The organism is Legionella birminghamensis (genome assembly GCF_900452515.1).
In the GTDB taxonomy this organism is placed as follows: Bacteria; Pseudomonadota; Gammaproteobacteria; order Legionellales; family Legionellaceae; genus Legionella_C; species Legionella_C birminghamensis.
Window position 1 is genome coordinate 183,668 of record NZ_UGNW01000001.1, and the last position, 12,972, is coordinate 196,639.

The window sequence follows — 12,972 nt, forward strand, 5'->3', positions numbered from 1 at the left end:
GAATGATCCGATGCGGGATTAGACAGGGCATTTCCCTTTGGAGAGTGAGAAAAATGAGCGCTAGTGATTTGCAAAAAGAGTGGGCTTCCGGATATCTCTCGGGCGGCAGTATGGCTTATGTGGACGGGCTTTATGAAGATTACCTTCAGGATCCTGGTGCTGTTCCTGCCGATTGGCGGGCAGTTTTTGACGGAATGGCTGCCGAAGGCAAAGGCAATGGCCAGGATGTGGCACACCGTGAAGTCCGTGATTATTTTTTGCAAAACGCCAATCGCAGAAAAGCTGCAGTCAGCAGCTCTGATGACAGCAAGCAATATCAGATTGCCCACCTGGTAAATGCCTATCGTTCCTACGGCCATCATGCTGCCAGACTGGATCCGCTTGATATGGCCGAGCGTATCTCCGTACCCAGTCTCGAATTAGCTTATCATCATCTTTCCGATAGCGATTTGAATCGAACCTTCTATGTCGGTAATAATTTCAATGGTTCGGAAATGACTTTAAAAGATCTCTACAAGGCATTGCGCGATACCTATTGCGGCAGTATCGGTATTGAATACATGCATATTTCCGATAACGAGGAAACCGACTGGTTACAGAAAAAAATTGAATCAGCCCGTGGCCGTCCTCATTTTAATAATGAACAAAAGACGAAAATTCTTGAAGACCTGATTGCTGCCGATGGTCTAGAGCGCTATCTGGGTACGCGGTATGTCGGACAAAAGCGATTTTCCCTTGAAGGGGGGGATGCCTTAATTCCAATGATGAAAGAAATCATTCGGCAGGCTGGCGAGTTTAAAACCAATGAAGTAATTATTGGCATGGCGCATCGGGGCCGTTTGAACGTGCTGGTTAATGTGCTTGGGAAAGCGCCCGATGCATTATTCCAGGAGTTTGAAGGCAAGATCAAATCAGAACTCACTGGCGACGTAAAATACCACATGGGATTTTCGTCTGACATTCGTACTGAAACCGGCGCAATTGTTCATCTGGCGCTTGCTTTTAATCCATCGCATCTGGAGATTATTGGTCCGGTTGTAGAAGGTTCCGTGCGTGCACGTTTAAGACGCCGCGATGATTTAGTCAGGAAAGATAAAGTCGTTCCTGTTGTTATTCATGGCGATGCTGCTTTCGCTGGCCAGGGCGTGGTGATGGAAACATTCAATTTCTCCCAGGCGCGCGGTTATTCAACAGGCGGAACAGTTCACATTGTAATTAATAACCAGATTGGATTTACAACCAGTAATCCCCTCGATGCCCGATCAACCCTGTATTGCACTGATGTTGCTAAAATGGTTCAGGCCCCCATTATTCATGTGAATGGTGATGATCCGGAAGCGGTCGTTTTTGCAACTCAAATCGCTTTTGATTTCCGCATGAAGTTTAAACGCGATGTGGTGATTGATCTGGTCTGTTACCGCCGTCATGGCCATAATGAGGCCGATGAGCCGTCTGTAACGCAGCCAACGATGTATCAGAAAATTAAGGGTATGCGTCCGCTTCGGGAAATTTATGCTGAACAGCTCATCAAAGAGCAGATCATTTCCCAGGCGCAGGTTGATGAGGCAATGGAGAACTACCGCAGCCGTCTTGATCAGGGACAGCCGGTTGTTGAACTGGTTCATGGCGATTATGAAGGGAAAATGTCGATTGACTGGACACCCTATCTTAATGCCAAATGGACTGATAAAGCGGATACCACGATAAGCCCCGCTGATGTCAAAATGCTCTCTGATAAAATTCAGAAACTGCCAGAAGGCTTTGAACTGCATCCCGTAGTCAGCAAGCTTATGGCCGAACGCCAGAAAATGACCGACGGCGACATCCCAATGAACTGGGGCTATGCCGAGACAATGGCTTATGCCAGTCTGGTGAATGAAGGCTATAAAGTGCGATTGTCTGGTCAGGATAGCGGCCGCGGCACTTTTGCGCATCGTCATGCCGTATTACATGATATTAAAACCGGATCAAGCTATGTGCCGCTGGAAACTCTGGCTACGGATGCCGATAGAAGCTTTGTCGTGATTGATTCTGTTTTATCGGAAGAAGCCGTGCTGGCATTTGAATACGGCTATGCCTCTTCAGAGCCAACTTCGCTGGTGTTGTGGGAAGCGCAGTTTGGTGATTTCGCAAACGGCGCACAAGTCGTCATTGACCAGTTTATTAGCTCCGGCGAGCAAAAATGGGGGCGTTTATGCGGTCTGGTGATGTTATTGCCGCATGGGTATGAAGGCCAGGGGCCAGAGCACTCATCTGCCCGTCTGGAACGTTATATGCAGCTTTGCGCCCAACATAATATACAGGTATGCACGCCGACAACACCTGCTCAAATGTTTCATCTGCTGCGGCGGCAAATGATCCGTAAGTTCCGTAAACCACTCATTGTGATGACACCCAAAAGCCTGTTACGCCACAAACTTGCTGTATCGCCGCTTTCCGATTTATCAGAAGGAAAATTCCACACGGTCATTCCGGAAGTGGATACAATGGATCCCGCAAAAATTACAAAAATAGTATTATGTTGCGGAAAAGTTTATTATGATCTATTACAAAAACGCCGCGACGAAAAAATTGAAAACATTGCGATAATTCGGATTGAGCAGCTATATCCCTTCCCGAAAAAGGCGCTGATCAATGAGCTTGCCAAGTTCCCGAACGCCAAAGCAATTGTCTGGTGTCAGGAAGAGCCTCAAAACCAAGGGGTATGGTTCTCCTCGCAGCACAATATTATTGACTGCCTGAGCCCGGAGCAAACATTAAGCTACGCAGGCAGAAGCTTTGCCGCTTCTCCTGCGGTAGGCAGCCCATTGCTTCATGCCAAACAACAACAAGAACTGGTACAGGCGGCATTAAGTATTTAAAAATGACAGGTCCAGCGGATAGCCGCTGGAAAAACAACAATTAGTTAAGAAGGACACACCATGTCTATCGAAGTGAAGGTACCGACGCTGCCAGAATCGGTTGCTGATGCCACCATTGCAGCCTGGCATAAAAAAGTAGGTGATAAAGTCAGCCGTGATGAGAATATTGTCGATTTGGAAACTGACAAAGTTGTTCTTGAGGTACCGGCTCCAATGGATGGCGTACTCACGGAAATCCTGTTTAAAGAAGGGGATACCGTTCAGGCCAACCAGATCCTGGCAAAAATTGAGGCAGGCGAGGCTGCCGCCGCGCCTGCACCGGCTGCTGAAACAAAAACAGAACCAGCTGCAAAAGAGGAATCTCGGGAAGATAAAGCCACAGGTCCTGCGGTGAGACGTATGTTGTCAGAACATGATCTGCAAGCACAGCAAGTGACTGGCAGCGGTAAAGACGGCCGTCTAACGAAAGAGGACGTCGTTTCATTTATTGAAACTAATCGTGCCAAATCGGCTCAGCCAGCAGCCCCTGCTGCTAGTAAAGAGCCTTCAACAGCAATGGGGCCGAGAGAAGAGCGACGCGTTCCCATGACTCGCCTGCGTGCCAAGATTGCCGAGCGTCTGGTTCAGGCACAGCATAATGCGGCGATGCTAACCACGTTTAACGAAGTGAATTTGAAAGCCGTCATGGATCTGCGTAATCAATACAAAGATCAATTTGAGAAAAAGCACGGTACCAAATTAGGTTTTATGTCCTTTTTTACCAAGGCGGTTGTCGAAGCCTTAAAATTATTCCCGGCAGTTAATGCGTCAATTGATGGGCAGGACATTGTTTATCACGGTTTTTATGACATTGGTATCGCTGTTTCCACCGATAGGGGCCTGGTGGTCCCGGTAGTTCGTGATGCCGACCAGATGAGCATGGCCGATATTGAAAAAGCCATCAACGATTCTGCAAGCAGAGCCCGGCAAGGCAAGTTGAGCATGGAAGAAATGCAGGGCGGGACATTTACTATCACCAACGGTGGTGTTTTCGGCTCCCTGCTCGCTACACCCATTATTAATCCGCCGCAAACTGCAATTTTGGGAATGCATAAAATTCAGGAGCGTCCCATTGCGGAGAAAGGCCAGGTTGTGATCCGGCCAATGATGTATGTGGCCTTGTCATATGACCATCGTTTGATTGATGGCAAGGAATCAGTACAATTCCTGGTGACAGTGAAAGAATTATTAGAGGATCCGGCACGCTTGCTGCTGAACGTATAGAATCCACTCACAATCCGTTAACCAGACCGACCTGCGGTATGCAGGTCTGTTTTTTTATAAGGTACTGCAATGAATTTACATGAATATCAGGCAAAGGAACTATTTAGCAATTATGGTTTACCAGTTCCACGCGGCCATGTTGCCTATACGGTGGACGAAGCCATTCAGGCATTGGACATGTTATCTACCCCTAAAGCCGTGGTTAAAGCACAGGTCCATGCGGGCGGCCGGGGCAAGGCTGGCGGCGTGAAGCTTGTTTCCAGCCGAGAAGAATTGGCAAATGCTGCCCAAGCCTTGCTGGGTACCCGTTTGGTTACTTATCAGACAGATGCCAAAGGACAGCCGGTTAATGCGCTTCTGATTGAGGAAACCTGTGATATTGGACGCGAACTTTATTTAGGCGCAGTCATCGATCGCTCGACCCAACGAGTCGTGTTTATGGCTTCAACTGAAGGCGGTGTAGAAATCGAAAAGGTGGCCCATGAAACGCCTGAGAAAATTTTCAAGGTAATTATGGATCCCCTGGTCGGCATTATGCCTTTCCAGTGCCGTGACATTGGCTTCAAGCTGGGACTTGATGATAATCAAATCAAGCAATTTACCCAATTAATGATTGGCCTTGGAAATATGTTTGTGGATTGTGATTTAAGCCTATTGGAGATTAACCCTCTGGTGGTAACCAAATCCGGTAATCTGTTATGCCTGGACGGTAAAATCAATATTGACGGCAATGCCCTGTATCGCCAGCCAAAACTCAAGGCAATGCGTGATACATCCCAGGAAGATGAAAGAGAAAACCATGCAACGAACTGGGAACTGAATTATATCCCACTGGATGGTTCAATTGGCTGTATGGTTAACGGTGCAGGGTTGGCGATGGCAACCATGGATGTTATCAAGCTGCATGGCGGCGAGCCGGCCAACTTCCTTGATGTTGGCGGTGGTGCAACCAAGGAAAGAGTCAGCGAAGCATTCAAGATTATTCTCTCTGATGAGCAGGTTAAAGGGATTCTGGTTAATATTTTCGGTGGAATCGTACGCTGCGATTTGATTGCCGAAGGGATCATTGCTGCGGTGAAAGAAGTGGATGTGAAAGTACCGGTTGTTGTACGTCTTGAAGGAAATAATGCGCAATTAGGTGCTGAGATTTTAAACAAAAGCGATCTGAATGTGATTGCAGCAGACAGCCTGACCGATGCTGCCAAGAAGATCGTTGCAGCTGTTGCCTGATTATCAAGAAATTTATTAGAACCAGTTTGAGGTTAGCATGAGCGTATTAGTCAATAAAGAAACCAAGGTCATTTGCCAGGGGTTTACCGGCAAACAAGGTACATTCCATTCTGAGCAAGCAATAGCCTATGGAACCAGGATGGTCGGCGGGGTGACCCCGGGGAAAGGCGGCCAAAAGCATTTGGGCCTGCCGGTATTCAATACTGTCAGAGAAGCAATGGAAGCGACCGATGCGGATGCCAGTGTCATCTATGTTCCCGCTCCCTTCTGCAAAGATTCTATCCTTGAAGCAGCTGATGCCGGTGTTAAATTAATCGTTTGCATCACTGAAGGCGTTCCTGTACTGGATATGCTGGATGTGAAAGTGTATCTAAAGAACAACACCCAGTCACGCCTGATTGGACCAAACTGCCCAGGCATTATTACCCCTGGCCAGTGCAAGATCGGCATTATGCCCGGCTCAATTCATTTACCAGGGAAAGTTGGTATCGTATCCCGTTCGGGTACTCTGACTTATGAAGCGGTTAAGCAGACAACTGATAAAGGTTTTGGCCAGAGCACTTGTATTGGCATCGGTGGCGATCCTATTCCCGGCACCAGTTTCATTGATGCGCTCAGCCTTTTTGAGCAAGATGAGCAAACCGAAGCAATTATTATGGTTGGTGAAATCGGCGGTTCGGCAGAAGAAGAAGCGGCTGAGTTTATAAAATCAAATGTCTCAAAACCTGTCGTTTCCTATATTGCCGGTGTTACTGCACCTGCTGGAAAGCGCATGGGGCATGCAGGCGCCATCATCTCCGGTGGAAAAGGGACTGCTGCTGAAAAATTTGCCGCTCTTGAAGCTGCAGGCGTAAGAACCGTTCGTTCACCTGCTGAGTTGGGCGATGCGATTGCCGAAGTAACCGGCTGGTAAATGTTTTGTACTACCGTCATTGCGAGCGCCGCGAAGCAATCCAGAATGCTGCTACTTCAACGCTTCGATCTGGATTGCTTCGCCAAAGCTCGCAATGACGGTAGCCAGAAATGGAGTTTTGAGTCATAAGGAATAGAAATGCCTGGATGGATGATTTATGGGGCTAATGGATATAGCGGGAAACTGATAGCGAAGGAAGCAAAACTAAGAGGATTAAATCCTGTCCTCGCAGGACGCAATGAAAATTCAATCAAGGCACTGGCAGCAGAATTAGGCTTGGAAAGCCGCGTTTTTGATTTAGATAATCCACAGGCCATATGCAGGGAGCTCGCTGGCCTAGAGTTGGTTTTAAACTGTGCAGGCCCCTTCTCTTCTACAAGCAAGGCGATGATACAAGCCTGCATCCAATCCAACGTTCACTATTTAGACATTACCGGCGAAATTTCCGTATTTGAATATGCACACAGCCAGAATAACCTGGCAGAAGATTCGGGCATTCTATTGTGCCCAGGCGTTGGTTTTGATGTCATACCGACTGACTGCGTCGCAGCAAAATTAAAGCAAATGCTGCCTGATGCCAATTATTTAGCGCTTGGATTTGATTCAAAATCGGGTTTATCTCCAGGGACTGCAAAAACTGCTGTTGAAGGCCTGGCCTTAGGTGGAAGGGTTCGTATTAACGGTGTGATACAAGAGGTAGCACTCGCCTGGAAGTCGCGAAAAATTGATTTTGGCAGGGGTGAGAAATTGGCAACAACAATTCCCTGGGGCGATGTGAGTACGGCTTTCTATAGCACTGGTATACCGAATATTGAAGTGTACATTCCAGTTAGTCCTAAACGCCTATCCTTGCTGAAAAAGCTCAATTATATTCGTTGGCTTCTAGGCTTTGGATGGGTACAAAATTATCTGAAATCCAAAGCTGCTAAACAGCAGGGCCCTGATGATGGGCAGTTACAAAGCCAGTATACATATATTTGGGGCGAGGTAAAAAATGCGAAAAATGAGAGCAGGACGCTTCGCATCAGAACAGCGAATGGGTATGCTTTGACGGTCACTGGCAGTTTAGCAATGGTTGACTATTTGCTAAAAAATCGGGTGAAGGCCGGTTATAAAACCCCGTCGCAAATAATGGGGGCAGATTTTATTAGCAAATTACCGGCCTATGCCGAATAAGGAATTCATATGCGTGTCGGGGATGCCGAAATTTTTGTCAAACAGTATAAGGGCGCGGGCAATTTAAATTTTGTTCTGCTTCATAATGCCGGCGGCAATCATCGTTTCTTTACCCATCAGATAGAATTACTTCAGCAGTTCGGGAATGTCTTCTCCCTTGATTTGCCAGGTCATAGCGGCAGCCAGGGAATTACCAGTTATCGAATGTCTGATCTGTCGTCTCTGGTAGTTGAAGTTTGCAGACAGTTATCGCTTGATAATGTCTGTCTGATTGGTCTTAATAACGGCGCGGATATTATTATTGATGTTATGCTAAATAAGGGACTGCCCATTGAGCATATTATTCTCATCGATCCGCCACTGTTTCTGGAAAAAGAGTTCATTGCTGAAATTGAGGAGTTCATCCAGGCATTGGATGGGGCAGATTATGCCGAATTTGTGAATAGTCTGGTGAATGCCTTATTTATTGATACAGATCAATCGACAAAGCAAATCGCGGCAGATGCCTTCAATCAAGTCGAAAAGAAAGCCTTGCAGAATATGTTTAAAGGGCTGATTGAATGGGATAGTCAATTAACCTCAGGGCTAAGTATTATCTCCTGTCCTGCATTATGCATTTTGACGGATGAGCATCACTGCAATTACAGTAAACTTCGGCAGGAAGCACCGCAATTTGAAATCGGCAAGGTAATTGGCTCCAAATGCTGGGCAACACTTGAAGTTCCCGAACAGGTTAATGCCATGATAGCAAGATTTCTGCGGCTTAACAGGAATAAATAAGTAGTTCTATAGATACAGTCTTTAACATCCCAACCCTCTATTTCTCCCCTTCCTTAAGTTTTCGTTAAGTTTCCGATCGTATAATTTAATGAATGGGAAAAGGGAGGTTATCATGCAGGTGATAATTGTTGAAGATCATGCCTTTAATGCATATTGTTTAACCAGCTTGCTGCAGGAAGTTAATCCTCAGGTGACTGTTACCCTCATCACAAATAGCCTCGAGCTTAATGATTATTTGTCTCACTCCCATGCAGATTTAATTATTCTGGATGGTGATTTGGGTGCCAGCGATGGGCTTCGCTGCAATGGCCCGGCCGTGGCCGACAGTTTACTGCAAACAAATCCTATGATACCGCTGATTGTCTGGACAAGTTCACCCGCCATGCGCGCTGCATTTGCCAGTGTTTTTGCAGAGCATCAATTAAGACTATCCGATGATAATTGTTGGCCGAAAATGGTATCAACAGATCGTATACGCCACAGCTTAAAAACCTGTTCTTCAAACTGCCGATCCAATACGCACATTTATCAGCCCATCCGAGCCCGTCTGTGAGCAGTGATTGCGGGTGATACCTGGTTTTTGTAACCCCATGTCGTACGTACCTGCTCGAATTCCCGCGACTTGACCCATAGGTATCTACACATCTTTCAAAACACAGTCTGCACCTAGCTCCTACGTCCCTCGGCTTGTGTCCGAAGGATCTATAAGACTCATAGAAAATCACTGGACCCTGCGGACAAGCCGCAGGGCGTAGTGGCGATGTGTAGATAGGTATAGGCTTGACCGCGGGGCCCCATAGAAGCTGGCAACTAAACGATTTCGGCCTGTCGGCAGATGGGCTCCGCGGTCAAGCCGCGGAGATTCGGGAGAGAAACCGCGGAGATTTGGGAGAGAAACCGCGGAGATTCGGGAGAGCGGCACAGGGATTAGGAGAGCGCAGGAATTAATGCGCCTCTCCCCAATTCAATCCCAGGCCAGCTGAGACTTTCAACGGAACTGATAAGGATACAACGTTCTCCATCAGCCTGATAACGGTATCCTTGGCGAGTTCAACGCATTCTTTCTTCACTTCAAATACCAGTTCATCATGAACCTGCATGATCATTTGAAAATCAGTATTGGCGTTTTCCAATTGCCATTGGTTAATTGATAACATCGCCTTTTTGATGATGTCAGCTGCGGTACCCTGCATCGGTGCGTTAATCGCAATGCGCTCAGCAGCCCGTTGCCGGGTCAGGTTTCTTGAGTTGATTTCCTGAAGATGTAATCTGCGGCCAAATAAGGTTTCCACATAGCCTTGCTGATGCGCCAGACGGCGTGTCCTTTCCATGTATTCAAGAACGCCTGGATACCGTTTGAAGTAAGTGTCCATGTAGAATTGGGCATCCTGGCGATCGATCCCTAGCTGTTTGGCCAGACCGAAAGATGACATGCCATAAATCAAACCAAAATTAACCGCTTTGGTGCGGCGGCGCTGCTCTTGGGTCACTTCCTCCAGCGGAACCTGGAATATTTCACTGGCTGTTGCGCTATGAATATCCCAGTTGTTGGAAAAAGCAGTTAATAAGCTGTCGTCCTGTGACAGATGCGCCATGATCCGTAATTCAATTTGAGAATAATCAGCCGCCAGAATGACATGATCAGGCGGTGCAATGAAGGCGGTTCGAATTAAGCGGCCTTCTTCATTGCGAATTGGAATGTTTTGTAAGTTGGGATCGCTGGACGAAAGGCGTCCGGTAGCTGCAACTGCCTGATTGTAGGAGGTATGCACCCGGCCGCTGCCGGCATTAATCCGTTTGGGGAGGGCATCAATATAGGTTGAAACCAGTTTACTTAAACCGCGGTATTCAAGAATAATGGCTGGCAGGCGATAGTCGAAAGCTAATTCCTGCAAAACGGCTTCAGCAGTTGAGGGTTGACCCGTTGGGGTTTTACTAATCGCAGGCAGCTGCAACTGATCAAACAGGATTTCCTGCAATTGCTTGGGCGAGTTAAGGTTAAATGGTTTCCCAGCAATTTCAATGGCTTCGGTTTCCAATTCCAGAATGCGGGCTTTCAGGCGCAGCCCGTGTTCCGCCAGGGCTTTGGTATCAATGAGCACGCCCCGTCGCTCCATATCGGCCAATACCGTGAGCAAAGGAATTTCAATATCATTGAAAACATTCCGAAGAGGTTGATCCATCATGCCATAGAGGATCTCATGCAGTTGCAGGTTTAAACCGGCATTCTCCGCTGCGTAATAGGCCGCTTTTTCGACTGGTATCTGATCAAAACTTAATTGCCTGGCGCCTTTTCCTGCAATGGCTTCAAGCCCCAGGGGCTTATGACCAAGAAACTTGAGCGACAGCGAGTCCAGATCGTGTGTACCTGCAGAACTGTTCAGGACATAGGATTCCAGCATAGTATCAAAACTAATACCGCGCAGCTCGATTCCATAGTGTTTGAAAATCGTATAATCCTGCTTCAGATCATGTCCCAGTTTGGCAATTGACGCATCCTCCAGGATAGGTTTTAACCCTTCAAGGACAGTTCCAAGCGGCAATTGCGGGCTGGTTTCCTGATGGGCAATCGGGATATAAACAGCATCCTGCTCTTCAATGGCAATGGAAATTCCCGTAATTTCTGCATCGATCAGATTGCTGGTTCTTGTTTCTGTATTAATGCAAAACTGCCTGCAATTCGTTAACTGAGCTAATAAAGCATTTAACTTTTCTTCTGATACGATAATTTCAAAGCTGGGTTTGGGCGGCTCTTCACTTGATTCCTGAATATCCGCTTCTGCCTGCTCAAGAAGTTCCTTCAGCCATGTTTTAAATTCCAACTCGCGAACTAATTCGATTAGGCGAGCCTGGTTCGCACTGGCGATGCGCAGATCACCTGGCATTACCGGTAATTCAACATCCGTTTTGATTGTGACCAGGCGTTTCGATAGGGGTAAATGAGCAAGGCTCTCCCTTAAATTTTCTCCAATCTTGCCCGTTATGCTGTGAGCCTCTTCAATCAGCTTGTCGAGTGTCTGGTATTGCTCAAGCCATTTTACTGCAGTTTTAGGACCGCATTTATTAACGCCAGGAACATTATCAATGCTGTCCCCAATCAATGTCAGATAGTCAATAATTTGCTCAGGACTAACGCCAAATTTGGTTTTTACCCCTTCGATATCCAGGACTTGTCCGGACATGGTATTCACCAGGGTAACATTGGCATTGACTAGCTGCGCCATGTCTTTATCACTGGTGGAAATGATGACGGAAATGTTTTGTTCTGTAGCCAATTTGGCCAGAGTGCCGATTACATCGTCTGCTTCTACCCCTTCGATGGTCAGCATAGGAATGCCCATCGCTTCAAGCAGGGTACACAGTGGATCGAATTGGCAAAACAGCTCGTTAGGCATCGCTGCACGATGCGCCTTGTATTCCGGATACCAGTCGTCGCGGAATGTTTTGCCTTTTGCGTCGAAGACCACAGCAAACTGTGAGCTGGGATAGTCTTTTAACAGACGCTTAATCATATTGGCCACACCATAGACTGCGCCAGTGGGCATGCCTTTTGAATTCGTCAGAGGCGGCAGGGCATGGAATGCCCTGAAAAAATAGGAGGATCCATCGACAAGAATTAAAGGATCATTCATCGTTATTCTCATACTGGTTAAGACGTTCATCTAATGCATTTACTTTTTCGCTAAGCGCCTTAAGATTTTTACGCATGCTGGGGATTCGGGTTACCGAAAGTTCCTGCTCGATTGCCTTGTCCTTGGGGCGTGCAGGATTCCCAAGGTAAATGTTACCCTGCTTTAGATGCTTGCGTGGAGGAACGCCTGCCCGGGCTGCCAGGATGACGCCGTCATCAATGCGGACATGATCGCTAACCCCTACATTGGCTGCAAAAATTACATTGTCACCGCTGGTGGTACTGCCTGCTATGCCTGTAAATGCGCAGAGAATATTGTGTTTTCCAAGTTTAACCGAGTGGGCGACCTGGACAAGATTGTCAATTTTGCTTCCCTGACCGACGACAGTCGAACCAAGAGTTGCCCTATCAATAACCGAGTTGGCGCCAATTTCCACATCATCCTCAATAACCACATTGCCGACATGGGGAATCTTCAGGTGCTCGCCTTCTGTAAAAGTATAGCCGAAACCATCCGAACCAATGACGGTAGAGGCATGAATATTTACTCGATTACCTATTACAGAGTGATCATAAATAGTGACCTGGGGGTGAATGACGGTATCGCAACCAATTTCTACCGATTGACCTACATGGACATGGCTTTTAAGAATAGTCCGGTCGCCAATCACTGTACCGGGGCCCACCACGACAAAGGGGCCAATCACCACGTCTTTGCCAATAATGGCGGTTTTATCAATAATGGCATTCGGGTGAATATTCGCGGGCAATTTAATGGCGGGATAGAATAAATGGATCAGCGCAACAAAAGCCTTGAGCGGATTATCCACCTGAAGCAGGGTTTTGGAGGCACTGCTCGTTTGCCGATTCACCAGGACGGCAGCCGCTTCGGATTGCTCGGCAAGGTAAAGATTATCCTTCCCCTCGGCAAAAACCAGGGCGCCGGGAGCGATATTATCAATAGGCGACAGTTGAGATATAGGAATAGTCATATCACCCAAAACAGTACCATTCAGCTTTTGAGCCAATTCCGACAATGTAACATTCATTGATTACCCTACCAATCACGCAAAATGTTTGGATTATAACCCTATTGCAAAGTTTTGTCGTGGTTTTGA

The 12,972-nt window shown here is 47.1% G+C and carries 9 protein-coding genes; 7 read left to right on the forward strand and 2 right to left on the reverse strand.

Going from position 1 to position 12,972, the window contains the following annotated elements; translation table 11 throughout:
• Positions 1 to 53 precede the first annotated feature (53 nt).
• From DYH42_RS00800 to DYH42_RS00830, 7 genes are all read left to right on the forward strand, one after another.
• A complete protein-coding gene (locus DYH42_RS00800; protein WP_058523812.1) occupies positions 54 to 2,861 on the forward strand; it encodes a 2-oxoglutarate dehydrogenase E1 component in 2,808 nt (935 codons plus the stop codon).
• Between the two features lie 60 nt (positions 2,862 to 2,921).
• On the forward strand, positions 2,922 to 4,124 hold the full coding sequence (gene odhB, locus DYH42_RS00805; protein ID WP_058523811.1) for a 2-oxoglutarate dehydrogenase complex dihydrolipoyllysine-residue succinyltransferase: 1,203 nt from the start codon (positions 2,922 to 2,924) through the stop codon (positions 4,122 to 4,124).
• A gap of 69 nt (positions 4,125 to 4,193) precedes the next feature.
• Positions 4,194 to 5,354, forward strand: coding sequence for an ADP-forming succinate--CoA ligase subunit beta (gene sucC / locus DYH42_RS00810; protein ID WP_058523810.1), 1,161 nt, complete (start codon positions 4,194 to 4,196; stop codon positions 5,352 to 5,354).
• 37 nt (positions 5,355 to 5,391) lie between these two features.
• Positions 5,392 to 6,267 carry a succinate--CoA ligase subunit alpha gene (gene sucD / locus DYH42_RS00815; protein WP_058523809.1) on the forward strand — a complete coding sequence of 292 codons (876 nt, stop codon included), beginning with the start codon at positions 5,392 to 5,394 and terminating at the stop codon, positions 6,265 to 6,267.
• Between the two features lie 138 nt (positions 6,268 to 6,405).
• Positions 6,406 to 7,443 carry a saccharopine dehydrogenase family protein gene (locus DYH42_RS00820; protein ID WP_058523808.1) on the forward strand — a complete coding sequence of 346 codons (1,038 nt, stop codon included), beginning with the start codon at positions 6,406 to 6,408 and terminating at the stop codon, positions 7,441 to 7,443.
• A gap of 9 nt (positions 7,444 to 7,452) precedes the next feature.
• Positions 7,453 to 8,223 carry an alpha/beta fold hydrolase gene (locus DYH42_RS00825; RefSeq protein WP_058523807.1) on the forward strand — a complete coding sequence of 257 codons (771 nt, stop codon included), beginning with the start codon at positions 7,453 to 7,455 and terminating at the stop codon, positions 8,221 to 8,223.
• A gap of 112 nt (positions 8,224 to 8,335) precedes the next feature.
• Positions 8,336 to 8,776, forward strand: coding sequence for a response regulator (locus DYH42_RS00830; protein WP_058523806.1), 441 nt, complete (start codon positions 8,336 to 8,338; stop codon positions 8,774 to 8,776).
• Positions 8,777 to 9,167: 391 nt separating this feature from the next.
• Here DYH42_RS00830 and polA read toward each other — a convergent pair whose 3' ends face one another.
• Positions 9,168 to 11,855: a DNA polymerase I gene (gene polA / locus DYH42_RS00835; RefSeq protein WP_083503130.1), complete on the reverse strand. Its 2,688-nt coding sequence runs from the start codon at positions 11,853 to 11,855 to the stop codon at positions 9,168 to 9,170.
• Positions 11,848 to 12,903 (reverse strand): UDP-3-O-(3-hydroxymyristoyl)glucosamine N-acyltransferase, encoded by a 1,056-nt coding sequence (gene lpxD, locus DYH42_RS00840; RefSeq protein WP_058523805.1) that lies wholly within the window; start codon positions 12,901 to 12,903, stop codon positions 11,848 to 11,850. The genes polA and lpxD overlap by 8 nt, the downstream gene beginning before the upstream one ends.
• Positions 12,904 to 12,972 lie beyond the last annotated feature (69 nt).

What these genes read in the sequence shown, in the direction of transcription:
- DYH42_RS00800 (WP_058523812.1), top strand. Translation starts at nt 54, where the DNA reads ATGAGCGCTAGTGATTTGCAAAAAGAGTGGGCTTCCGGATATCTCTCG.
- odhB (WP_058523811.1), top strand. Translation starts at nt 2,922, where the DNA reads ATGTCTATCGAAGTGAAGGTACCGACGCTGCCAGAATCGGTTGCTGAT.
- sucC (WP_058523810.1), top strand. Translation starts at nt 4,194, where the DNA reads ATGAATTTACATGAATATCAGGCAAAGGAACTATTTAGCAATTATGGT.
- sucD (WP_058523809.1), top strand. Translation starts at nt 5,392, where the DNA reads ATGAGCGTATTAGTCAATAAAGAAACCAAGGTCATTTGCCAGGGGTTT.
- DYH42_RS00820 (WP_058523808.1), top strand. Translation starts at nt 6,406, where the DNA reads ATGCCTGGATGGATGATTTATGGGGCTAATGGATATAGCGGGAAACTG.
- DYH42_RS00825 (WP_058523807.1), top strand. Translation starts at nt 7,453, where the DNA reads ATGCGTGTCGGGGATGCCGAAATTTTTGTCAAACAGTATAAGGGCGCG.
- DYH42_RS00830 (WP_058523806.1), top strand. Translation starts at nt 8,336, where the DNA reads ATGCAGGTGATAATTGTTGAAGATCATGCCTTTAATGCATATTGTTTA.
- polA (WP_083503130.1), bottom strand. Translation starts at nt 11,855, where the DNA reads ATGAATGATCCTTTAATTCTTGTCGATGGATCCTCCTATTTTTTCAGG.
- lpxD (WP_058523805.1), bottom strand. Translation starts at nt 12,903, where the DNA reads ATGAATGTTACATTGTCGGAATTGGCTCAAAAGCTGAATGGTACTGTT.